The sequence below is a fragment of the Magnetospirillum aberrantis SpK genome, from assembly GCF_011022235.1.
Classification (GTDB): Bacteria; Pseudomonadota; Alphaproteobacteria; order Rhodospirillales; family Magnetospirillaceae; genus Magnetospirillum; species Magnetospirillum aberrantis.
This window is the reverse complement of the sequence record NZ_JAAIYP010000011.1, coordinates 86,878-108,722: the sequence shown is the minus strand read 5'-3', so window position 1 is coordinate 108,722 and position 21,845 is coordinate 86,878. Positions and strand designations below refer to the sequence as shown.

Below are 21,845 nucleotides of genomic sequence, written 5' to 3'. Positions count from 1 at the left end.
CCCGCGACAGCATCTTGATCTCGAACGCTTGAAGCCGGAAGGACGCGGCGAAAGGCGGGCATGGCAGGGAAGAACCCGGCCATGCCTTCCTTCTAGTCCCGTTCGTCGATCCAGGCCATCTGGATGGCCTCGAGGATCTTTTCGTTGGATTTGGCCGGATCATCGTTGAAATCGGGCAAGGCGCATACCCAGGCATGCAGATCCGTGAACCGCAGGTTCACGTTGTCGGCCTCGGGATGCGCCTCTTCAAGCGCGATGGCGATTTCAAGGACGTCCGCCCACTTCATCACTTCTTGTCCACCGCCATGTTGCGGGTAGCGGCGGGCACGTTCACCACCAGACCGTCGAGATCCTGGCTGAAGATGATCTGGCACCCCAGGCGCGACGTGCTGGTCAGGCCGAAAGCCAGATCCAGCATGTCTTCCTCGTCCTCGGACGCCGGCTTCAGCTTGTCGTACCATTCCTGAGCCACCACGATGTGGCAGGTCGAACAGGCCAGCGAGCCTTCGCAGGCCCCTTCCAGCTCAACCTTGTTGCGGTGGGCGATTTCCAGCACCGAGAGGCCTTCCGGGGCCTCGACCTCGAGGCGGGTGCCATCGGGCTGGATAAAGGTCATCTTGGGCATTACGGCAATCCTTGGCTAACACTCCGGCGCGCAATTGGTACGATCGGCGCGCGAAGCTGGTTCGATCCCCAACGGTTCAGTCGTCGCCCCCCAGGGCGTCGTCGAGCCGGTCGACGGACACGCCGGCCAGCGCCTGTCGGATGCCACGGTCCATACGCTTTTCGGCGAAGGACTTGGTGGCGGCCTCCAATTGCTCGACCGCCGCGTTGACGGCGTCACGGTCCGAACCCGCGCACGCCTCGTCGACACGCTTCAAGGCTGCATCGATACCCTGCCGTTCGTCATCCGACAAGAGGTCCGCGTCAACCGACAGCGCGGAATTCACCGCCAGCACCGATCTTTTCGCCTCGACCACCGCTTCGGCCCGCAATCTTTGCGCCATGTCGTCGCGGGCGTTCTCCATGGAGGCGCGCAACATGTTGGCCATTTCGTCGTCGGACAGGCCATAGGACGGCTTGACCGCCACTTGCTGCTCGACCTCGGTGGTCAATTCCTTGGCCGACACGGTCAGCAGGCCGTCGGCGTCCACCTGGAAGGTGACGCGGATGCGCGCGGCGCCGGCCGCCATGGGAGGAATGCCGCGCAGCACGAACCGGGCCAACGAGCGGTTCTGATCCACCATCTCGCGTTCGCCCTGCACCACATGAATGGACATGGCTGTCTGGCCGTCCTGATAGGTGGTGAATTCCTGGGCCATGGCCACCGGAATGGGGGTGTTGCGCGGAATGACCTTTTCGACGATGCCGCCCATGGTCTCGATCCCCAGGCTGAGCGGTGTCACGTCCAGCAACAAGGTGTCGGACCCGCGGGTCAACGCCTCGGCCTGCAACGCGGCGCCGACCGCCACCACTTCGTCGGGATTGATGTCGCTCAGCGGCTCGGACCCGAAGAATTCGGCGACACGCCGACGGACCAGCGGCATCCGGGTCGAACCGCCGACCAGGACCACACCCTTGATGGCGTCGATTTCGATGCCGGCATCCTCGACCACGTTACGGCAGATATCGATGGTGCGACCGACGAACGGCTCGGCCAGGGCCTCCAGGGTGACACGGTCGAGGGTATGGCGCGACGGCTTGCCGTCCACCTCGATCATCCATTCGCCGCTGTCTCGGGCCGTCAGGCATTCCTTGGCGACGCGGGCAGCCATCAATGCCTGTTTCGCCTCGCCGGCCGAAATGGTCTCCTTGCCCAGTCCGGCGGAACGGGTGGCCAGGAAGTGTTCGGCCACCGCGTGGTCGATGTCGTCACCGCCCAGAACGGCGTCGCCGCCGGTGGCTTTGACCTGGAAAACGCCCTTTTCCATCTTGAGGATCGAGATGTCGAAAGTGCCGCCGCCCAGGTCGTAGACGGCGTAAAGCCCCTCGACGCTGTTGTCGAGACCATAGGCCAGCGCGGCGGCGGTCGGTTCGTTGACCAGGCGCAGCACCTCGATGTCGGCCAGACGGGCGGCATCCTTGGTGGCGGTACGCGCGGCGTCGTCGAAATAGGCCGGCACGGTGATCACCGCGCGACTGACGTGGCGGCCCGACAGCGCCTCTTCGGCGCGAGCCTTGATGGCGCGCAGGATGTCGGCGGAAATCTCGACCGGCGTCATCACCCGCCCGGCGATCCGCAGACGCACCATGCCCCCCTCTGGACCGGCTTCGGGATTGGGCTCGACGGTATAAGGCAACGTCCCGGCCAGCGCCTTGACGTCCTCGATGCCACGGCCCATCAGACGCTTGATCGAGGAGACCACATGGTCCGGGGTCTCAAGAATGGCTTCACGGGCCCGCGAGCCGACCTCGACCGATCCGTCGTCCCGATAATGGACCACCGACGGGATCAGGGCGCGTCCGTCGGCGCCGCGCAGCACCTCGACCTCGGAATCGAAGGACAGGGCCACCACCGAATTGGTGGTTCCCAGATCGATGCCGACCGCCGCCCCCGCTTCCTGTTCGTGCGGCGCCGGGGTTTCGCCCGGTTCGTGCAGTTGGAGCAGGACGAGACCGTCGGACATGGGAAATCCTCTCTGATATTGTTCCGAAAAGGCGCGCGACCTAACGCAGCGCGCGGCTCAGGCGGGTTTTCTTGGTGCGGGCCTCTTCGGCCAGCTTGGTCAGGTACTTGAGGCGGATGGTAAGGTTGGCCGCCTTGTCCAGGTCACCGGTGACGAAAGCCGCCGAGATGTGGCATTGCGCCGACAACATTTCGGCGTCGGCATCGGCCGACAACTTGGTGATGCGCTCGACGGTATCGGCCTCGGCCAGGGCCTCGCGCTTCTCCATCTGCTCCATCAGCAATTCAGGATCGGAAATGGTGCCGCACGCCGTCAGGTCCACCTTGTGCCCCAGCATGTCCAACAGATAGGCGGCGCGCTTCAACGGGTCCTTGAGCGTCTCGTAGGCTTCGTTGAGCGCGGTGGCCTGTTGCTGCGACAACGCCCGTTCCTTGGCCGATTTGGCGGCGAAACGATCGGGATGCAGGCGGCGCTGGAAACCGAAATACTGGCGCTCCAATTCGTCCGCGTCGATCTCGAAAGTCGGCTTGAGCCCCAGGCGGGTGAAATGGTCGATGGCCCCCGGAGCCTGGACCGCGCCGCACACCGAACAAAACAGCGCGCGCGACGCCACCGGTCCCTTGCAGGACCAGCACGGAACGATAGCGGCGACGGCAGTGGCGTTCATTCCCAATTCCCCTGGAGCCGGATCACACGTGGAAGGATTCGCCACAGCCGCAACGGCCCTTTTCATTGGGATTGCGGAACACGAAGCCCGACTGCATCTTGTCCTCGACCCAGTCCATTTCGGTGCCGAAAATGAACATCGAGGCCTTGGGATCGATCAGCACGGTGACACCCTTATGCTCGACGACTTCGTCGAACTGCGACTTCTCGTCGGCGTATTCCAGAGTATAGGACATGCCCGAGCACCCCTTGGTGCGCACGCCGATCCGAATGCCAGCACTGGGTTTGCCGCGCTTTTCCAACAACGCCTTGACCCGTTCCACGGCGGCGTCGGTCAACGAGATAGGAGCCTTGCTTTCCATGGCCTCACTGCCCTCCTGAGACTTGTCGCGAACGGGCTATTCAGCCGCCTTGCCGTCGTCGATGCCGGACTTGGCCTTGTAATCCTTGATGGCAGCCTTGATAGCATCCTCGGCCAGCACCGAACAATGGATCTTGACCGGCGGCAACGCCAGTTCCTGGGCGATGTCGGTGTTCTTGATGGCCGCCGCCTCGTCCAGGGTCTTGCCCTTCACCCATTCGGTTACCAAGGAGCTCGACGCGATGGCCGAACCACAGCCGAAGGTCTTGAACTTGGCATCCTCGATGATGCCTTCGGGGCTGACCTTGATCTGAAGCTTCATGACGTCGCCGCAGGCGGGCGCGCCCACCAGACCGGTGCCGACATCGGCCGAATCCTTGTCCAACGCGCCGACGTTGCGCGGGTTTTCGTAATGGTCGACGACCTTGTCGCTGTAAGCCATTGTGTCCTCCGAAAATACCTGACCGAACTACTCAGGAATAATTCTAATCCGCCCGAGGCTCGGATTCAATGCTCGGCCCATTGGATCGACTTGAGATCGACACCTTCCTGGTGCATGTCCCACAGCGGGCTCATGGAACGCAGATGCTCGACCGCCTTGGTCACATGGTCGATGGCGTAGTCGATGTCTTCGTCGGTGGTGAAGCGGCCCATGCCGAAACGGATCGAGGTGTGCGCCATCTCGGCGTCCAGCCCCAAGGCCCGCAGCACGTAGGATGGCTCCAGCGACGCCGAGGTGCAGGCGGAACCGGACGACACCGCAAGGTCCTTGATACCCATCATCAGCCCCTCGCCCTCGACGAAGGCGAACGAGATGTTGAGGTTGCCGGGGATACGGCTGTCCATGTCGCCATTGACGTAGATTTCGGCCAAGCGCTGTTGCAGCCCCCCCAGCAGACGGGTTTGCAGGCGACGCAAGCGTTCGGCCTCGGCCGCCATCTCGGCCTTGGCGATGGCGCAGGCCTCGCCGAAACCGACACACAGCGGGGTCGCCAGGGTGCCCGAACGCATGCCGCGTTCCTGGCCGCCGCCATTGATCAGCGGCACAAGGCGCACGCGCGGCCGGCGGCGGACGTAAAGCGCGCCGATGCCCTTGGGTCCATAAATCTTGTGCGCCGAAATGGACATTAGGTCGATGTTCATGGCGTTGACGTCGAGCGGGATCTTGCCGACCGCCTGAGCGCAGTCGGTGTGGAAGAATGCGCCCTTCTTGCGGCAGATGGCCCCGATCTCGGCCAGGGGCTGGATGACGCCGATCTCGTTGTTGACTCCCATCACCGACACGATGGCGGTGCGTTCGGTGATCGCCGCGTCAAGCTCGGCCAGATCCACCAGACCGTCCGGCTTGACCGGCAGATAGGTGATCTTGAAACCTTCCTGTTCGAGATGGCGACAGGAATCGAGCACGCATTTGTGCTCGGTGACCACGGTGACGACGTGATCCTTCTTGTCCTTGTAGAAATGGGCCACGCCCTTGAGCGCCAGGTTGTTGGACTCGGTGGCGCCCGAGGTGAAGATGATTTCTTTGGGATCGGCGCCGATGATCGCCGCGACCTGTTCGCGAGCCACCTCGACCGCTTCTTCGGCTTCCCAGCCATAGCGATGGGTTCGGGAATGGGGATTGCCGAACTTCTCGGTGAAATAGGGAATCATCTTTTCCACCACCCGCGGGTCACAGGGCGTGGTGGCTTGGTAGTCGAGATAGATCGGCTGGCCGGGAGCCCGGCCGATGGTGTTGTTGGCGACCACGTTCATGCGTTCGATCCTTCTCGCTCAGGCGGCCTCGGCCGCATCCCTTACTTCAAATCCCTTGCGCCGGGCCAGATCGCACCACGCGCTCAGGAACATCTCCACATCCTCGGCGACGCTGCACCAGCCCAAGGACACCCGGATGGCGGAACCGGAAACCGCCTTGTCCAGGCCCATGGCGCGCAGCACCGCGCTTTCTCCCACTTTGCCCGAAGAACAGGCCGAACCGGCGCTGACCGCCACGTTGGCCAGATCAAGCGCCATGACCTGTACCTGGGAAGGAACACCCGGCAACGCAACGCAGGAAGTGTTGTCCAGCCGGGGGGCACGCCCAGCCACCACCACCGCGCCCGGCACACGGGCCAGAACCGCCGTCTCAAGGCGGTCGCGCAACTCCTTCATCCTGCCGACCTCGGCGCCGTTCCCGGCGGCCAGACGGACGGCAACTCCGAAACCGACGGCACCGGCAAGGTTCTCGCTGCCGGCGCGGCGGCGCCGCTCCTGCCCTCCACCACGCAAGATCGGTGCCAGATTTGTAACGGTTTCAGAAACGACTAAAGCCCCGATTCCTGCCGGTCCCGCCAGCTTGTGGGCACTCAATGTCAGAAAGTCTACACAAAGACCCGACAACGACACCGACATTTTGCCCAAGGCCTGGGCCGCGTCGCAATGGACCAAAGCGCCGAAGGAATGGGCAATCCGTGCCACCTCGGCCACCGGCTGGATGCCCCCCGTCTCGTTGTTGGCCAGCATCACCGACACCAGCGCAGGCGATCCATCGGCGGCCAACAAACGTTCAAGCGCCGCCAAATCGACCACACCGTCACCGTCCACCGGAATGATCTCGGCATCCGGCGCCGCCTCGCGCACCGACGGATGTTCGACCGCCGACACCAGAAGACGGCGGCGACCACAACCGCGTAGCGCCAGATTGTTGGCTTCCGTCCCGCCCGACGTGAACACCACGTCCTCGGCACGCGCCCCCACGGCCAGGGCGACAGCACCGCGCGCCTCCTCAAGCCGGGCACGGGCCCGCCGTCCAGGGCCATGGACAGAAGATGGGTTTCCCGCCTCGGCCAGAACCTCGGCCATGGCCGCGACCACTTCCGGGCGCGCCGGCGCGCCAGCATTGCAGTCGAGATAGGCCAACCGGGACAAAGACATCCGCTCCTTGCTGCCGCACCAGGGTTATTGCGCGGCGACGTCGTTACCGCCGGGGAAGATGCCCGAACTGCCGAGAATGCGGCGTTCGCACACATCGGCCAGGGACACCGAGGACAGGTACAGGTAAATCTGGTTGCCCAATTCCTCCCACAGATCATGGGTCAGGCAACGGCCCTTGTTGTTGTGGCACCCGGCCGGCGTGCCGGGCGAACAGCGTGTGGTCTGAATGGGCTCGTCCACCGCCAGGATGATGTCGGAAATACGCATCTGGCCGGCGGGACGCGACAGCAGGTAACCGCCGCCGGGACCACGCACGCTTTTCACCAGGCCGCCCTTGCGCAGCTTGCCGAACAATTGTTCGAGATAGGACAGCGAGATTTCCTGACGCTCGGCGATATCGGCCAGCGCCACCGGGCTTCCCTGGGAATGGCTGGACAAGTCCACCATCGCCATCACGGCATAACGGCCTTTGGTGCTCAGTTTCACGTCGTCTCTCCCGGTTTCGGCGAGGCGTGCCCGGCCCCGCCTTTCGATGCGTTATTTATTGAAGGTTGGCGGCCTGGGGCGGCGGATCAAGGTCTTCGCCCTCCTCGCCATCGACCAAGGCGGTGGGAAGGCGCGGAGTGACGGCACCGTCGCGCTCGGCCTCAAGCTCGGCCACACGCGCCAGCAAGGCGTCCACCTGGGTCCGCAGGGAATCGATGGCCCGCGCCACCGGGTCGGGCATGGTGTCGTCGACCAGGCCATAGGCGCAGAACTCCGCCTCGCCCGGCTTGGGTTTGCGCATGGCCATGCGCGCGGGAATGCCGACCATGGTGACACCGGGCGGCACGTCGGTCAGCACCACCGCGTTGGCACCGACACGCGCGCCCTTGGACACGGTGATCGGCCCCAGCACCTGAGCGCCGGAACCGATGATGACGCCATCCTCCAGCGTCGGATGGCGCTTTCCTTTGTGCAGCGAAGTGCCGCCCAAGGTCACGCCATGATAAAGCGTGACGTCGTCGCCGATGATGGCCGTCTCGCCGATCACCACACCGGTTCCGTGGTCGATGAAAAGGCGTCGACCGATGGTGGCGCCAGGATGAATCTCGATGCCGGTGAAGATTTTCGCCACATGCGAGATGAAGCGCCCCAACACCCGCAGACCATTTTGCCAACACCAATGCGCCATCCGGTAAAAGATCAGCGCATGCAGCCCCGGATAGCACAAAATCACCTCAAGGGTGGAGTGCGCCGCCGGGTCTCGGCTGCGGATTGAAACGATATCTTCTTGAAGACTCTTGAAAAGCATGGCCAGCAATATGCTAATCTACACCGTTGATCGAGCACCCCTACAAAAAGGGGGGATATCCCATCAGGGGGCGCCCACGTCGAAAGTGAATATAGGATGCCCGACCAGACCGGTCAAGATTGACCAGAATCAATCGCCACATTCCGTATTTTATTCCCCGACACCGTAAGTCGGAATATCCATGCCATGGGAATCCGCTACGGCCAGGGGCAAGAACACGCATACAGCTAGGGGACACCGATGCCCGAGGTGATTTTCAACGGACCAGACGGCCGACTTGAAGGCCGCTATCACCATTCCAAGCTGCCCAACGCCCCCGTCGCCTTGCTTTTGCATCCGCATTCGCAACACGGCGGCACCATGAACAACAAGGTGGTCTACACCCTGTATCATGCGTTCGTGCGCAAGGGGTTTTCGACGTTGCGGTTCAATTTCCGCGGCGTCGGCCGCAGCCAGGGCAAGTTCGACAACGGCCAGGGGGAGCTGTCGGACGCCGCGTCGGCGCTGGATTGGATGCAAACCTACAACCCCAACGCCAGCGCATGCTGGGTCGGCGGTTTTTCCTTCGGCGCCTGGATCGGCATGCAATTGCTGATGCGCCGGCCCGAGATCGACGGTTTCGTGTCGGTGGCGCCACCGGCCAACGCCTATGACTTCACCTTCCTGGCGCCCTGCCCGTCCTCGGGCTTGATCGTGCACGGCACCGCGGACGACGTGGTACCCGAAGCGTCGGTGTCCAAGCTGGCCACCAAGCTGGGCACGCAGAAGAACATCCGCGTCAAATACCGTCAGGTCGAGGGCGCCAACCATTTCTTCGGCGCCCATCTGGACCCGCTGAACGAGGTGGTGGACCAATACCTGTCCGAAGCCATAGCCGATCGGCCATCGACACCGATGGCGGAATCGGCGTTGGTCGCCGCCGCCAACTGACGAAAAAAACCCCCTCTCCCAGCCGGGAGAGGGGGTTTTTCTTGAGGACGGTTCAGGCCACGGCGCGGCCGGATTGCGCCAGGAACCGCCGACATTGCTGTTCCGGGTCGTATCCCAAAAGCGTCCCCAGCATGAAATCCTCGGCCGGAGAAAGTCGGGCCAACGGCTTGGTGACGATCCGGCTGGCGGTCTCGACCCAGGCAGCGTGGCCGAACAACACGTTGACCTTGCTCGGCCCCACCTCCTGAACGTGATAGGCGATATCCTCACGATCCAGCCGTTGGCGGACGGCCTGAGCCTCGGGCGGTGTCAGCGTCATCATGAACATCCGGCGCACGCCCTTGCGGTATTCGTAAAGGTGGTTGGCGAGAAACCTCAGCGCCACGCTTTTTACCCCAATTGCTTGATCCATGCGGATATCCGCCTTTCCGTCAGTTCGGACTGATTGTCCTCGTCCAGGGCCAAGCCGACGAAGCGCCCGTCGCGCAAGCCGGCCGAGGCGACGAAGTCGTAGCCGTCGGTGTCGGTGAAGCCCACCACCTTGGCGCCACGCGCCGCGACCCGGTCGTACAGGATGCCGATGGCGTCGACGAAGGTGTCGGGATAGGTGAACTGGTCGCCAGTGCCAAAAAGCGCCACCGGCTTTCCATCCAATTGCGCGCTGTCGATCAAATCGGCGTGGTCCTCCCAATCGCACTGAAGGTCGCCAAGACCATAGGTCGGCGACCCCAGGATCAGCAGGTCGCATTCCTCGAAATCGGCGATCTTGGCCTTGCGGATGTCAATGGCGCGGCCCTTGACGGCGCTGGCGATGCGCGAAGCCACAACCTTGGTGCCCCCGGCATCGGAACCGTAGATGACGTTCGTTCGCATGGTATCCTCGTGTCTCCCCCGTATTGGAGAGTCTCAGGATAGTGAGATTGCGAATTACTTGCAATAGCTAGCAGGCAAGACGGCCCTGCCGTCCCACCACCCGCTTATTTGGCGCAGCTGGCCTCGGCCAGACGCGGCCAACTGGCCGGTGACTTGCCATAATCGGCCTGGGTCAGTTCGACCACCCGCACGCGGAAAATCCGTCCCTGGTGCGGCCGGACAAAGGCGCAAACCGCCGAGGCGAACTGGCTCCACGACACCTTTTCCGCCTTGACCAGCACGTACATGTTACCGGAATTGTCGGCGCGGGCGTCGACCACGCGCGGCTGCGCCTTGAGCGCCTGAATGGCGGAAGCCTGATCGGCCAGGGCCGGAGTGCAGAACATCAGGGCCCCCAGGGCGCCCAACAACCAGCGAGCCATACCGTTTCCTTTCCGTGTCTCTATTCTATGAAGTGGCATGGAACCGCCCGCCCCCCAACGGCCGCGTCACTCCGGTCGTCTCGGGGAAAGTCAACGGCAGTCCACGCAACGACCGCACCGCCAGATAGGCGAAAGCCTGTGCTTCCAGGGCGTCGCCATCCCAGCCGACGGCCTCGACCGGTTCGACCGCCACCTTCAACTCAACAGCCAGGGCCGCCATCAAGGCCGGATTGTGCCGCCCACCACCGCACACCAGCCACCGCGTCGCCGGCTGGGGAAAATGTTCGGCGGCACGCGCCACCGCACGGGCGGTGAAGGCGGTCAAGGTGGCCGCGCCGTCGGCCGGCGTCATATCCGCCACCAGCGACCGGGCCAGCGATTGGAAATCGTCGCGATCCAGCGATTTTGGCGGTTTCTGCCCGAAAAACGCATGCTGGCCGAACTGGTCGACCTTGTCGCCATCGGCATGGCCGCCACGGGCCAGAGCCCCGCCTTCGTCCACCGGCCGGCCGGTATGCACCAGCGCCCAATCGTCGATCAGCGCGTTCCCAGGCCCCGTGTCGAAAGCCAAAAGGCCGTCGTCGTCGCCGATCCAGGTGACGTTGCCGACACCACCCAGGTTGAGCACCGCCAGCGGCCGAGTCAGATCCGCCGCCAACGCCCGGTGATAGACCGGCACCAACGGCGCTCCCTGACCGCCAGCCAGGACGTCGTTGCTGCGAAAATCGTTGACCACCGGAATCCCGGTCAGCCGCGCCAGCATTTCGCCGTCGCCGATTTGCCAGGTTCGCCGACATTGCGGGCGATGCAAGATGGTGTGGCCGTGAAAGCCGACGACGTCCACCGCCTGGGCGTCCAAATCCGCCTTGTCCAGCAATTCCGCCACCACCTGGGCGTGGAAGGCGGTCAATTCCGCCTCGACCTCGGCCACCGGGCCGACACCCCCCAGCACCGAACGCAGTCGTTCCCGCATCGCCGGCTCGTAAGGTTTGGTCAGGGCGGCGCCGAACCGCTCCACCGTCACCCCGTCGGTGGACACCAAGGCGGCGTCCACGCCGTCCAGCGACGTGCCGCTCATCAGTCCAAGAGCGAGCATGCTCATGATATCCATACGCCCCGGCACATTGTGACACGGCTGCGATTGTGCTAAACGAGCCACCTTTCCGCAAGCAACCGAACGACCAGTCCCATGACCACCCCCCGCTCCGAGTTCCTCCGCGTCGTGCAAGAACGCGGCTACATGCACCAGTGCACCGATTGGGAAGCGCTGGACAAGCGCCTGAGCGAAGGGCCGGCGGCGGCCTATATCGGCTTCGACTGCACCGCGGAATCGCTCCATGTCGGCGGCTTGATGCAGATCATGTTGCTGCGCTGGTGGCAAAAGACCGGCAACAAGCCCATCGTGCTGATGGGCGGCGGCACCACCCGCATCGGCGATCCGACCGGCAAGGACGAAGCGCGCAAGATGCTGACCGACGAGGTCATCGCCAGAAACATGGCGGGCATCAAGAAGGTGTTCGCCAAGTACCTGACCTTCGGCGACGGCGCGGGCGACGCCCTGATGGTCAACAACGCCGACTGGCTGGACCAGTTGAACTACATCGCTTTCCTGCGCGATTACGGCAAGCATTTCACCATCAACCGCATGCTGACCTTCGATTCGGTCAAGCTGCGGCTCGAGCGCGAACAGCCGCTCACCTTCCTGGAATTCAACTACATGATCCTCCAGGGTTACGACTTCGCCGAATTGTGGGCGCGCCACAAATGCCTGTTGCAGATGGGCGGCTCGGACCAGTGGGGCAACATCGTCAACGGCGTCGAACTGGGCCGCCGCGTCCATCAGGCCGAACTGTACGGCCTGACCAGCCCGTTGCTGACCACCAGCTCGGGCGTCAAGATGGGCAAGACCCTGGGCGGCGCGGTGTGGCTGAACGCCGACATGCTGAGCGCGTGGGAATTCTGGCAGTACTGGCGCAACACAGAGGACGCCGATGTCGGCCGCTTCCTCAAGCTTTACACCGAACTGCCGCTGGACGACATCGCCAAGCTGGAAGCCTTGCAGGGAGCCGAGATCAACGAGGCCAAGAAGGTCCTGGCCAACGAGGTCACCCGCCTGTGCCACGGCGAGGCCGCCGCCCGTGAAGCGGCCGAGACCGCGCGCAAGACCTTCGAGGAAGGCGCGCTGTCCGACAATCTGCCGACCGTCACCATCGCCACCGCCGAACTGGCCGCCGGCATCCCGGCCTTCGCCCTGTTCGTGCGTGCCGGGTTGGTCGCCTCCAACGGCGAGGCCCGCCGCCTGATCCAGGGAGGCGGCGGCAAGGTCAACGACGTCGCCATCAAGGACCCCGCCGAAATGGTGGGTAATGGTGCGCTCAAGGACGGCGTCATCAAGCTGACCGCCGGCAAGAAGCGCCACACCCTGGTCAAGCCTGAATGACCCCTTGGAACCGGGCGCAGCCTTGCCGCGCCCGGTTCGGAGCTTTCTGACGAAGTCCCGTCCCCCGCTAAGGCAGGTGGACGGGGACGCACTCCGTTAGAACGAGATGTTCGTTCCGAACTTGGCCGTCAACTCCGCCGCCAGCACCTCTTGCAGAACTTGGGACGAATCGCGGGTGGAAACCCATTTGCCGGCGTCATGCCCGAAATGGATGGCACCGCTGACCGGGGACGACATCCAGATTTCGCGGTTGGGCGTGTGCTTGTTGATGATGTATTGCCCGCCCCCCGGAAGAGCCAGGGTCAGGATGCCGGCCTGAAGGTCGGCGTCAACCGCGTCGCCCAGAACGTCGTCCACGGTATCGCACAGATGTTCCAGAACCTCGTCGGCCAGGGCGGAAAAACGGCTTTCGTCCAGAGTCATGGAAAGGGGGCTCCCTGAAATGTGGGGCGAATGGTAACCGAGCCATCCGGCTAGGCCAAGACGCCCGTTGCCTCGGCTCTTGCCTAGCCGCCGAAAGTATGAATTGCCTGAGGACTTCCAAGTGCGGATAATAGACGCTCCTAATATGAAGAAGGCGGCCGAACCATAACGGCACGCCCGCACAGGGAGGCCCCCCAACATGACCCGTATTTTGGTCGTCGAAAGCGAAGTGCGCGCGCGTCATGGCTTGCGCTCGATTCTCGAGGAAGCCGGCTACGACGTTTCCACCGCCGCCGACATGACCGAAGGCGCCAACATCCACTCCAACCGCGCGGTTGACCTTGTGGTTACCGGAGACATGGAAGGGCCGGCCCGCCTGCTGTTCGCCGGTGCCCGTGTCCTGGCGGTGCCGGGCGGCGTGGCGGGACGCGAGCACGACGTGGCCGAACGGGTCCGCGCCATGGGGGCCGTGCACTTCCTGCCCAAACCGTTTCGACGCGACGCCCTGTTGGCTGCGGTTCGCGTCAGCCTGAGCATGGATTGCCACCAGTTCTGACGACATCGGGCCACGGCAACAACATCTAGAGGGCGCGTGCCGACGCGCCCTTTTTTACGTCTGGCACGAAAAAGTCGAAAAAAAGGCCATGGCGGGCTTGCATGCCCTGGCCGTTTTCTGTATAGAGGCGCCTTCGATTTGCGGAGCAGTACGCCATGAAGAACGACATTCATCCGGATTACCACGAGATCAACGTGGTCATGACGGACGGCACCGAATTCAAGACCAAGTCGACCTGGGGTAAGGCCGGCGACAGCATGCGTCTTGACATCGACCCGAAGTCCCATCCGGCTTGGACCGGCGTTCACCGCATGGTGGATACCGGCGGCCAGATCGCGAAGTTCAACAAGCGCTTCGCCAGCTTCGGCATCAAGTCGTAAAGTGACGAGCGGCGGCCGAACGGCCGCCGCTTTTCCGTTCTGCTCAGGACAAGGCCGCCGCAACGCGGCCTTTTCTGCTTTTTCGTGGACTTCGTTTGCTTAAGCGGGTACAGCAATCCGCTGGGAAGGCCATTGATTCCGGCCGGTGACAGGCCGTTATCGACCGGTGAGGATTGGGGTAGCCAACCACCATGATCATCGTCCATTACGAGGTGTACGTCCTCGAAGGCCGAGGGTGGATGCTACATGCCCGCTTTCCGCGGACCGAACGCGACACCGCGATTAACGAAGCCAAGGAACTCGAACACACGCTGAACGTCCGCGTCCGCGTCCTGCGCGAGACTTATTACACCGAAGACAACAGCTTCGACGAGGCCGAGGTCTACAGCAGCACCGGCGCCCCCCGCGACATGGGCCGCGCCAATGCCGCCCGCCCGAGTCCGGCCCGTCCCGCCGCCGCCGGCCAACGCGCCGCCGCCCGCGGCAAGAACCCGCCGCGCCGCGCCGTAGCGCCGCCCCCTGCCGCCGTTCGCCCCCCCGCAGCAAGCGCGAGATCGAGGGAACCGCCCGTGCCCGGCAATTGGTGGCCCGCCTGCTGGCCATCACCGCCCTCGCCCTGGCCGCGGCGCTGGTCAGCATCAAGATCACCCCCGAGGCGATCATGCTGCTGTGGCGCATGGGGTTCAACCTGACGATCACCCCCGAAAGCTATGGACAGCTGTTGTTCCTGGTGTTCGTCGCCACCTTCCTGCTGGTGGCGGTTCCTTTGTCGCTACGCTTTCTGCCGCGCCAGACCGCCATACCCAAGTTCCGTAAGCCGGCCTTTGCCTGGAACGGCGGCAAACAGCCCCAACAGGTTTCGGAAGACCCGGTACGCGACCGCGCCGTCAAGAAGTCACTGAACAAGCTGGCTGCCCAGGCCTTGGCCGAGGAAGAGCGCAAGGAAGTCGTCGCAGCCGAGGAACAGGAGCAGGAAGAGGAACGTCCTTCCGACGATTTCGAACCGGATTTGCCGGAAATCCGTCCCGGTCCCGAGGACGAACCCCTTCCCGCCATCACCCCGGATCCCGTCCCGTCCCCGGAAACGCCGGCCAAACCCGACAGGCAGGACGGCAACCGCAAGGACGAAGCCGTCACCGCCGAAAGCCTTCAGCCGTCCGTCATGCGCTTTCTCGACGGAGCCGTGGCCCAGGCCAAGGTGCTGGTGCCGAACATGGACGCCTTCACCAAATTCGCCTTGCATCTGTATCTGGCCGGAGCGGTCGAGACCCTGTGTGACTTCAGGAAACTTGGCGACGCCGCCAAGTCGAAACTGGTCGGCGTGGCGCTGGAAACCCTGGGCACCCGTGGCGAGTTGGCCCGGAAGTTCTATGACAAGCTCGAAGAATACCTGTTGGAGCCGCGCTACCTGGGAATGGTCCAGGCCGGGCGCGACGCCATGGGCGACTTCATGCTGGGCGACGAAAGCGGCGCGCACCGCTCGCTCCGCGACGCCATTTTGGACTGGACCCGGAAAAGCGACAAGAAAGCGCAGATCGTCACCATCATGTTCACCGACATGGTGGGATCGACCGACCTGACCCAGGCTCGCGGCGACGCCGCCGCACAGGAAGTGGTGCGCCGCCATAATTCCATCGTCCGCGGCGCCCTGGCTCAATTTTCCGGCAAGGAAATCAAACACACCGGCGACGGCATCATGGCCTCCTTCAATACCGCCGCCGCCGCGGTTGAAGCCTCGGTCAGCATCCAGCGCCAAGTGTCCCATCACAATAGCCGCCTGCCCAACCAGGCGCTGCACTTGCGCATCGGCCTCAATGCCGGCGAACCCATCGAGGAAGAGGACGATCTGTTCGGCGCCACCGTCCAGTTGGCCGCCCGCGTCTGCGCCGCCACCAACTCGGACCAGACCTTGTGCACAGCCGTAGTCAAGGATTTGACCGTGGGCAAGGGGGCCGCCACCTTCCGCCCGATCGGCGAAAAGTACCTCAAGGGATTCAAGGACTCGGTAACGCTGTTCGAGGTGACGTGGTAGGGGGCTAATTCAGCCGTCCGACCATCCGGTCTTCAAGGCGGGCGATCCGCTGATACAGGCTGAAGGACCGCTCCAACAGGCTGCGCAGACCACGCGGCAAAGCGATGTCGCCGCTGAAGCTGTCATCCAGACACACATCGGCACCGGAAAGCCTGTTGGCCTCGGCCAAGGCCTCGCCAGGGGTCATCTCGCCGTCATGCACGGCGCGCTGCATCATCAGCCACGCCATGACCTGGGTCAGACGCGAGGTCACCCGCATGGCCTCGCACGACATCCTCAGCCCGTTCATGACATCCGCGCGCTGACGCTCGCGGTGCTCCACATAGGCGATGTAGTTGCGCGCCTCGACCATCAAATCCAGGGTTTCATCGTAGGTCCGGCGAAAATAGGTGGGTGACGCCATGCGGGTTGTCCTCCCTTGCGGCGTCGCCCCGTTCCGCCGTCGTTATGGAAACAGTTTACCCTCGCCCCCCGTGGCGAGGCGATAGCATCCTTGGTATGAAAGATGCCCTACCTTCGCATGTTCCCATCCCGGCCCGAGGTCTCTTGACGGCTCTCCGAAGGCAATTATCTCAAACATGCGTGGTCGCCATGACGGGACCACGCGGCGGCACCGCAAAGGTCTTCGGCCGGTCCCGAAGGACGTCCAATCCCTGGTGTCGCCAAGTCTGGTTGCTTCGCCAAGGAGGACTGGAAATGCGAGCTTTCGACCTTTCCCCGCTGCTGCGTTCCACGGTTGGTTTCGACCACCTGTCACGCATGCTCGACGCCGCCCAACGTCTGGACGACACGGCGTTTTCCTACCCGCCCTACAACATCGAGAAACTGTCCGAAGACGATTACCGCATCACCATGGCGGTGGCCGGGTTCGCCGAGAGCGATCTGGACATCACCGTGCACGACCACACCCTGACCATCTCGGGCAAGGCCCGGCACGAGGACGAGAGCGCCAAATACCTGCATCGCGGTATCGCCGGCCGTTCCTTCGAACGCCGGTTCGAACTGGCTGAGTTCATTCGCGTCGAGGGCGCCAACCTGACCAACGGATTGTTGCATGTGACGCTGAAACGCGAGGTGCCGGAGCAGAAGAAGCCCCGCACCATCGCCATCGAGACGGCGCCGCCGCCCGCCCCTCAGGCGATCGAAGACCGCACCGCTCCCGATAAAGCGGCATGAGGTGAAGGGCGCCGGATGTTCCGGCGCCCTTTTCCGTTCAACGGTGGCGTTCGAAAACCGCGCGCACCGTCTCGGGAATGGCGGTGGGGCGCTGGTTCTCGCGATCAACGAAAACGTGGACCCAATGGCCTTCGGCGGCGGGCAGGTCGGAACTGTCGTCGAACAGGCCGATGCCGTAGCGCACCGAAGAAGTTCCCAGATGCTCGACCCGAAGCCCGGCCGTCACCGTATGCGGCCACGACAGCGGCCGACGGAAGCGACACAGACTCTCGGCGACGAAAGTGAAGACCGGCGCGTTCAACAGGTCGATCTCACAGGCGCGCATCATGAACTCGCAGACCGCCAGTTCGAAAAAACGGTAATATTCCACGTTGTTGACGTGGCCAAACATATCATTGTCCGACCAGCGGGTCTGGATGGTGGAAAAGAAACGATAATCGGCGCGATGCGCGGGCGTCGGATCGGTCATGGTCTCCCTATTTCTTGAAGAAGTTCTCGGCGCCGGCACGGGCCGATTGTTTGGCGGCGATGGCGGCACGGGCCCGCTCGATCTCGGCCTCGAGGGTTTTGATGTATTCGTTGAGCTCGGCCACCCCCATGGTTTCCAGGTTCCTGGGCGCGGGTTTCTTCTTGGCAGGCTCCAGTTCGTCCCAATCCACGATTGCCTCCACACTTGCGCTTGCCGCCCGAACGTACCAGATTGGCCGCCCAGCGGACAGGTGACGAGGGAACGAGACGATGCTGCCGGAAACCATGACTTGCGTCGAGATCAGCCAGCCGGGCGGTCCCGAGGTGTTGAAGACCGCCACCCGCCCCTGCCCGCGCCCCGGTCCCGGCCAAGTGGTGGTCAAGGTCGCCGCCGCCGGCGTCAACCGTCCCGACCTGTTGCAACGCCAGGGCGCCTATCCGGCACCGCCCGGCGCGTCCGACCTGCCCGGTCTTGAGGTGGCGGGCACCATCGCCGCCTTGGGCGACGGCGTGTCGGCGCCGGCCCTGGGTGAGGCGGTGTGCGCGCTGGTGGCCGGCGGCGGCTATGCCGAATATGTGGCCGTGGACGCCCGCCATTGCCTGCCGGTTCCCAAAGGCTTCGACATGGCCCAGGCCGCCAGCCTGCCCGAAACCTTCTTCACCGTGTGGCACAACGTGTTCGAACGCGGCGCGCTGAAAGCCGGCGAAACGCTTTTGGTCCATGGCGGGGCCGGCGGCATCGGCACCACCGCCATCCAGATGGCCAAGGCACTGGGCGCCGCGGTGTTCGCCACCGCCGGCGGCACCGCCAAGGCCCAGGCCTGTCGGGAACTGGGTGCCGACCGCGCCATCGACTACACCACCGAGGATTTCGTCGAGGTGGTCAAGACCGAAACCAAGAAGGGCGTGGACGTCATCTTGGATATGGTCGGCGGCGAATACATCCCGCGCAACGTCAAGGCCTTGGCCGCCGACGGCCGGCTGGTGTCCATCGCCTTCCTCAAGGGCAGCGTGGCCGAAGTCAACTTCATGCCGGTGATGTTGAAGCGGTTGACACTGACCGGTTCCACCTTGCGCCCGCAATCGGACGACGCCAAGGCCCGCATGGCGCAAAGCCTGCGTGAACGGGTATGGCCGCAGATCGAGGCCGGAAAAATCCGCTCGGTGGTGCACGCCACCTTCCCGCTGGCCCAGGCCGCCGAGGCGCACCGACTGATGGAAGCCAACACCCACATCGGCAAGATCGTGCTGACGGTGTAGCGAATTTCCCTTTGTTCGCCGTGGCTTACCCAAGGGTTTGACCGCACGGTGGCGCTCCCATATAACTACGGCGCATTCAGAAAGGTTGCCGCCGCCGGCACCCGGACCGTCCCTTGTTCGGACGGTTCGCTCGTTGCCCAGGAAGGAGGATTTATGGCCCTGCCGCTCATGCCCAAGGCGACTGCCGTCTGGCTGGTCGAAAACACCGCTCTTACCTTCGAGCAGATCGCCGATTTCTGCGGGTTGCACCCGCTGGAGGTCCAGGCCATCGCCGATGGCGAGGTGGCGACCGGCATCGTGGGCCTCGACCCCGTCGCCAACGGCCAGGTTTCCCAAAGTGAGCTTGAACGCTGCGAAGCGGATGCCGATTTGCGCCTCAAACTCAACATCACCGACTACCCCCAGCCGCGGCAAAAGCCCAAGGGCGCGCGTTATACCCCGGTGTCCAAGCGCCAGGACCGCCCCGACGCCATCGCCTGGATCTTGAAGCACCATCCCGAACTGACCGACAGCCAGTTGTGCAAGCTGATCGGCACCACCAAGCCGACCATCCAATCGGTGCGGGAAAAGACCCACTGGAACGCTACCAACATCAAGCCGCGCAATCCGGTCACCCTGGGCTTGTGCACAGAAATGGACCTGGAAAAGGCGGTTGCCCTGGCCCGTCCGCGCGCCGGCACGGTGGCTCCGCAATACGTCGAACACGACGAGGAAGCCTGATAAGCCAACAGATTCCTGCTGTTCGCCTGTTGACTGAAACGCCCGTCGCCTTGCCGCGACGGGCGTTTTCATTTTCACGACTTTGCCATGATTGCGCCCTCAACTCGCCATCGGCCGCCACCATCATTCCCTCATGGCTCGGTTAGAGCACCCGGACGCGGAGAGGAAAGATGAAGAAGATCGCCATGGCATGCGCGCTGGTCGTGTCGCTGACCGCCTGTGCCCAGCCGGGTGGTAGCGGCGGATTCGGCATGAACAAACAGACCGGCGGTGCCGTTCTGGGCGGCGTCGGCGGCGCCGTCGCCGGCGCCCAGTTCGGCAAGGGCAAGGGACAATTGGCAGCCACCGCGCTGGGTACCCTGTTGGGCGCCTTCATCGGCTCGGAAGTCGGCGCCTCGCTCGACCGCGCCGACCAGACCTATGCCGGACAGGCCGGACAGCGCGCTTTCGAAAGCGCGCCCAGCGGTCAGGCCATCGCCTGGAACAACCCCGACAGCGGTCATTCCGGCACCGTCACCCCTACCCGCACCTTCGAGGCCGCGCCCGGCCAATATTGCCGCGAATACCAGCAAACGGTCATGGTCGGCGGTCAGGAACAGCGTTCCTACGGCACCGCCTGCCGCCAGCCGGACGGAAGCTGGCGGGTCCAGAACTGACCACCACACGAAAACGCCCCCGCCGGAACCCGGCGGGGGCGTCGTCGTTTCATGAATTCCCGAAAATCAGCCGACCGGCGACGGAAAATCAAGATAGGCGCCACGGAAATAGATCAACGGCTGGCCGCCCTCCTGGTGGGTGAGGTTCTTAACCTCGCCGACGAAGATCACATGGTCGCCGCCATCGATGGTGTTGACCAGCTTGCATTCCAGCGTAGCCAGACAGCCGGCCAGCAACGGCACGCCCCCCAGACCCCGCTCGCAGGTCATGCCCGCCCACTTGTCCTCGGATCGGCTGGCGAAGCGGATGGAGAGGTCGCGTTGGGTTTCGGCCAGGACGTTGATGGCGAAATGGCCGTTGGCCCGAAAGGTGTCGATGCTTGAGGTCTTGCTTGCAAGGCAGAACAGCACCAGCGGTGGATCGAGGGAAAGCGACGAGAACGCGCTGACGGTGACGCCGGCCGGCGCCTGGGTTTCGGGATGCGACGAGGTCACCACGGTGACGCCCGAAGCGAAACACCCAAGGGCCTTACGGAAAGTACGCTGGTCAACGGACATCGGCAGCTCGGTCGATAGGGGAAAGGAACAACCCACAGAGATTAATAACGAAACGCCATTGCGGTCAAACACCCCTTAGGGCAGGTAGCCGTAAAGCCCTTCAAGACATTTTTTTTGCCGCACCCGCGCAGTTCACTCGCGACAGGAACGACGAATTATAGCATTCTCCCACATGATCTGGTGACCGGTACGGTTCGTGCAGGACCGCAACAGGGGAAGTGAATGTTCGCGATCATCGGCATCGTGACCACCATTGCTTGCGTTATCGGTGGATACGCGGCGAGCGGCGGTCACCTTGGGGTGCTGTTTCAGCCCTTCGAATTTCTGATCATTTTGGGTGCCGCGTTCGGGTCACTGTTCCTGGGCAACCCGAAGGGCATCATCATTGGTATCGCCAAGAATTTCGGCGTTATCTTCAAGGGACCGCACCACAAGAAGGAGTCCTACGTCGAACTTCTTTCCATGCTCTATGCCGTCTTCAAGCTGGCGAAGACCAAGGGCGACCTGGCGTTGGAAAGCCATGTGGAAAAACCCGACGAAAGCCCCCTGTTCGCCAAGTTCCCCAATTTCAACGCCGACCACCACCCCCGCACCTTCCTGTGCGACTATCTGCGTTTGCTGACCTTGGGCACGTCCAACGCGCACGAGTTGGAATCCATCATCGACGGCGAGCTTGAGGCGCACCACAAGAACTACCATGAGATGTCGCACGCCGTGAACCTGATGGCCGATGCCATGCCGGCGCTGGGTATCGTCGCGGCGGTGTTGGGCGTGATTCACACCATGGGGTCGATCACCGAACCGCCCGAGGTGCTGGGCCACCTGATCGGCGCGGCGCTGGTGGGTACGTTTACCGGCGTGCTCGTCTCCTACGCCTTCTTCGCACCCTTCGCCCGCAACATGCAGTTGGTGTTCGATTCCGACCATTACTATTTCCTGGCGATGAAGGCCGGCCTTTTGGCCCATATGCAAGGCTACGCGCCGCAGGTGTCGATCGAATTCGCCCGTAAGATCCTTCCCGACGATCTGCGGCCGACCTTCCAGGAACTGGAAGAAACCGTCACCAACCTGCCACCGGATTGATAAGAAG

The 21,845-nt window shown here is 63.5% G+C and carries 29 protein-coding genes; 10 read left to right on the top strand and 19 right to left on the bottom strand.

The window, feature by feature from the left end; genetic code table 11:
• Positions 1–92 precede the first annotated feature (92 nt).
• The 10 genes from iscX to cysE all read right to left on the bottom strand — a co-directional run bounded on the left by iscX (position 93) and on the right by cysE (position 7,861).
• On the bottom strand, positions 93–287 hold the full coding sequence (gene iscX, locus G4223_RS03540; RefSeq protein ID WP_163675093.1) for a Fe-S cluster assembly protein IscX: 195 nt from the start codon (positions 285–287) through the stop codon (positions 93–95).
• A complete protein-coding gene (locus G4223_RS03535) occupies positions 287–625 on the bottom strand; it encodes a ferredoxin family 2Fe-2S iron-sulfur cluster binding protein (RefSeq protein ID WP_163675089.1) in 339 nt (112 codons plus the stop codon). The genes iscX and G4223_RS03535 overlap by 1 nt, the downstream gene beginning before the upstream one ends.
• Before the next feature lie 76 nt (positions 626–701).
• The gene (gene hscA / locus G4223_RS03530) at positions 702–2,627 is read right to left on the bottom strand and encodes a Fe-S protein assembly chaperone HscA (protein WP_163675086.1); all 1,926 of its coding nucleotides are present in this window, start codon (positions 2,625–2,627) and stop codon (positions 702–704) included.
• A 40-nt stretch (positions 2,628–2,667) separates the two neighbouring features.
• Complete coding sequence (gene hscB, locus G4223_RS03525) at positions 2,668–3,294, bottom strand: Fe-S protein assembly co-chaperone HscB (RefSeq protein ID WP_163675083.1); 627 nt, start codon at positions 3,292–3,294, stop codon at positions 2,668–2,670.
• A gap of 22 nt (positions 3,295–3,316) precedes the next feature.
• Positions 3,317–3,655 (bottom strand): HesB/IscA family protein, encoded by a 339-nt coding sequence (locus G4223_RS03520; RefSeq protein WP_163675080.1) that lies wholly within the window; start codon positions 3,653–3,655, stop codon positions 3,317–3,319.
• A gap of 36 nt (positions 3,656–3,691) precedes the next feature.
• Positions 3,692–4,096, bottom strand: a complete 405-nt coding sequence (gene iscU, locus G4223_RS03515) for a Fe-S cluster assembly scaffold IscU (RefSeq protein WP_163675077.1) — start codon at positions 4,094–4,096, stop codon at positions 3,692–3,694.
• Between the two features lie 65 nt (positions 4,097–4,161).
• Positions 4,162–5,409, bottom strand: coding sequence for an IscS subfamily cysteine desulfurase (locus tag G4223_RS03510; RefSeq protein WP_163675074.1), 1,248 nt, complete (start codon positions 5,407–5,409; stop codon positions 4,162–4,164).
• An 18-nt stretch (positions 5,410–5,427) separates the two neighbouring features.
• Positions 5,428–6,567 (bottom strand): cysteine desulfurase family protein, encoded by a 1,140-nt coding sequence (locus tag G4223_RS03505; protein WP_163675071.1) that lies wholly within the window; start codon positions 6,565–6,567, stop codon positions 5,428–5,430.
• Positions 6,568–6,591: 24 nt separating this feature from the next.
• On the bottom strand, positions 6,592–7,053 hold the full coding sequence (locus G4223_RS03500) for an Rrf2 family transcriptional regulator (RefSeq protein ID WP_163675068.1): 462 nt from the start codon (positions 7,051–7,053) through the stop codon (positions 6,592–6,594).
• Positions 7,054–7,108: 55 nt separating this feature from the next.
• Entirely contained in the window at positions 7,109–7,861 is a 753-nt protein-coding gene (cysE, locus tag G4223_RS03495; protein ID WP_163675065.1) for a serine O-acetyltransferase, read from the bottom strand.
• Between the two features lie 240 nt (positions 7,862–8,101).
• Here cysE and G4223_RS03490 point away from each other — a divergent pair, with 240 nt between their 5' ends.
• Positions 8,102–8,791: an alpha/beta hydrolase gene (locus G4223_RS03490; protein ID WP_163675062.1), complete on the top strand. Its 690-nt coding sequence runs from the start codon at positions 8,102–8,104 to the stop codon at positions 8,789–8,791.
• A gap of 52 nt (positions 8,792–8,843) precedes the next feature.
• Here G4223_RS03490 and G4223_RS03485 read toward each other — a convergent pair whose 3' ends face one another.
• The 4 genes from G4223_RS03485 to G4223_RS03470 form a co-directional block, all read right to left on the bottom strand.
• On the bottom strand, positions 8,844–9,203 hold the full coding sequence (locus G4223_RS03485) for a DUF2023 family protein (protein WP_163675059.1): 360 nt from the start codon (positions 9,201–9,203) through the stop codon (positions 8,844–8,846).
• Positions 9,182–9,664, bottom strand: coding sequence for a flavodoxin FldA (fldA, locus tag G4223_RS03480; RefSeq protein WP_163675056.1), 483 nt, complete (start codon positions 9,662–9,664; stop codon positions 9,182–9,184). The genes G4223_RS03485 and fldA overlap by 22 nt, the downstream gene beginning before the upstream one ends.
• Before the next feature lie 104 nt (positions 9,665–9,768).
• The gene (locus tag G4223_RS03475) at positions 9,769–10,086 is read right to left on the bottom strand and encodes a hypothetical protein (protein ID WP_163675054.1); all 318 of its coding nucleotides are present in this window, start codon (positions 10,084–10,086) and stop codon (positions 9,769–9,771) included.
• A 25-nt stretch (positions 10,087–10,111) separates the two neighbouring features.
• Positions 10,112–11,182, bottom strand: coding sequence for an anhydro-N-acetylmuramic acid kinase (locus G4223_RS03470; RefSeq protein ID WP_163675112.1), 1,071 nt, complete (start codon positions 11,180–11,182; stop codon positions 10,112–10,114).
• Positions 11,183–11,275: 93 nt separating this feature from the next.
• On the opposite strand from G4223_RS03470, the gene tyrS reads away from it, so the two are divergent.
• Complete coding sequence (gene tyrS, locus G4223_RS03465; RefSeq protein ID WP_163675052.1) at positions 11,276–12,526, top strand: tyrosine--tRNA ligase; 1,251 nt, start codon at positions 11,276–11,278, stop codon at positions 12,524–12,526.
• Between the two features lie 96 nt (positions 12,527–12,622).
• Here the strand turns inward: tyrS and cyaY are convergent, their stop codons facing one another.
• Positions 12,623–12,949 (bottom strand): iron donor protein CyaY, encoded by a 327-nt coding sequence (gene cyaY, locus G4223_RS03460; protein WP_163675050.1) that lies wholly within the window; start codon positions 12,947–12,949, stop codon positions 12,623–12,625.
• Positions 12,950–13,148: 199 nt separating this feature from the next.
• Here cyaY and G4223_RS03455 point away from each other — a divergent pair, with 199 nt between their 5' ends.
• From G4223_RS03455 to G4223_RS03445, 3 genes are all read left to right on the top strand, one after another.
• Entirely contained in the window at positions 13,149–13,505 is a 357-nt protein-coding gene (locus tag G4223_RS03455; protein WP_163675048.1) for a response regulator, read from the top strand.
• A gap of 155 nt (positions 13,506–13,660) precedes the next feature.
• The gene (rpmE, locus tag G4223_RS03450; protein WP_163675046.1) at positions 13,661–13,885 is read left to right on the top strand and encodes a 50S ribosomal protein L31; all 225 of its coding nucleotides are present in this window, start codon (positions 13,661–13,663) and stop codon (positions 13,883–13,885) included.
• Positions 13,886–14,468: 583 nt separating this feature from the next.
• Positions 14,469–15,917: an adenylate/guanylate cyclase domain-containing protein gene (locus tag G4223_RS03445; RefSeq protein WP_205762356.1), complete on the top strand. Its 1,449-nt coding sequence runs from the start codon at positions 14,469–14,471 to the stop codon at positions 15,915–15,917.
• A 4-nt stretch (positions 15,918–15,921) separates the two neighbouring features.
• Here the strand turns inward: G4223_RS03445 and G4223_RS03440 are convergent, their stop codons facing one another.
• Positions 15,922–16,320, bottom strand: a complete 399-nt coding sequence (locus tag G4223_RS03440) for a DUF1465 family protein (RefSeq protein WP_163675044.1) — start codon at positions 16,318–16,320, stop codon at positions 15,922–15,924.
• 293 nt (positions 16,321–16,613) lie between these two features.
• On the opposite strand from G4223_RS03440, the gene G4223_RS03435 reads away from it, so the two are divergent.
• Entirely contained in the window at positions 16,614–17,093 is a 480-nt protein-coding gene (locus G4223_RS03435) for an Hsp20 family protein (protein WP_163675042.1), read from the top strand.
• 37 nt (positions 17,094–17,130) lie between these two features.
• Here G4223_RS03435 and G4223_RS03430 read toward each other — a convergent pair whose 3' ends face one another.
• Positions 17,131–17,562, bottom strand: a complete 432-nt coding sequence (locus G4223_RS03430) for an acyl-CoA thioesterase (protein WP_163675039.1) — start codon at positions 17,560–17,562, stop codon at positions 17,131–17,133.
• Positions 17,563–17,569: 7 nt separating this feature from the next.
• Positions 17,570–17,752 (bottom strand): DUF1192 family protein, encoded by a 183-nt coding sequence (locus tag G4223_RS19860; RefSeq protein ID WP_338086806.1) that lies wholly within the window; start codon positions 17,750–17,752, stop codon positions 17,570–17,572.
• A gap of 79 nt (positions 17,753–17,831) precedes the next feature.
• On the opposite strand from G4223_RS19860, the gene G4223_RS03420 reads away from it, so the two are divergent.
• The 3 genes from G4223_RS03420 (at position 17,832) to G4223_RS03410 (ending at position 20,197) form a co-directional block, all read left to right on the top strand.
• Complete coding sequence (locus G4223_RS03420; protein ID WP_163675035.1) at positions 17,832–18,821, top strand: NAD(P)H-quinone oxidoreductase; 990 nt, start codon at positions 17,832–17,834, stop codon at positions 18,819–18,821.
• A gap of 153 nt (positions 18,822–18,974) precedes the next feature.
• Complete coding sequence (locus G4223_RS03415; RefSeq protein WP_163675033.1) at positions 18,975–19,541, top strand: DUF1013 domain-containing protein; 567 nt, start codon at positions 18,975–18,977, stop codon at positions 19,539–19,541.
• 170 nt (positions 19,542–19,711) lie between these two features.
• Complete coding sequence (locus G4223_RS03410; protein ID WP_163675031.1) at positions 19,712–20,197, top strand: RT0821/Lpp0805 family surface protein; 486 nt, start codon at positions 19,712–19,714, stop codon at positions 20,195–20,197.
• 66 nt (positions 20,198–20,263) lie between these two features.
• Here G4223_RS03410 and G4223_RS03405 read toward each other — a convergent pair whose 3' ends face one another.
• Positions 20,264–20,755: a flavin reductase family protein gene (locus G4223_RS03405; protein WP_163675029.1), complete on the bottom strand. Its 492-nt coding sequence runs from the start codon at positions 20,753–20,755 to the stop codon at positions 20,264–20,266.
• Between the two features lie 222 nt (positions 20,756–20,977).
• Here G4223_RS03405 and motA point away from each other — a divergent pair, with 222 nt between their 5' ends.
• Positions 20,978–21,838, top strand: coding sequence for a flagellar motor stator protein MotA (motA, locus tag G4223_RS03400; RefSeq protein WP_163675027.1), 861 nt, complete (start codon positions 20,978–20,980; stop codon positions 21,836–21,838).
• The last annotated feature ends 7 nt before the right edge of the window (positions 21,839–21,845 follow it).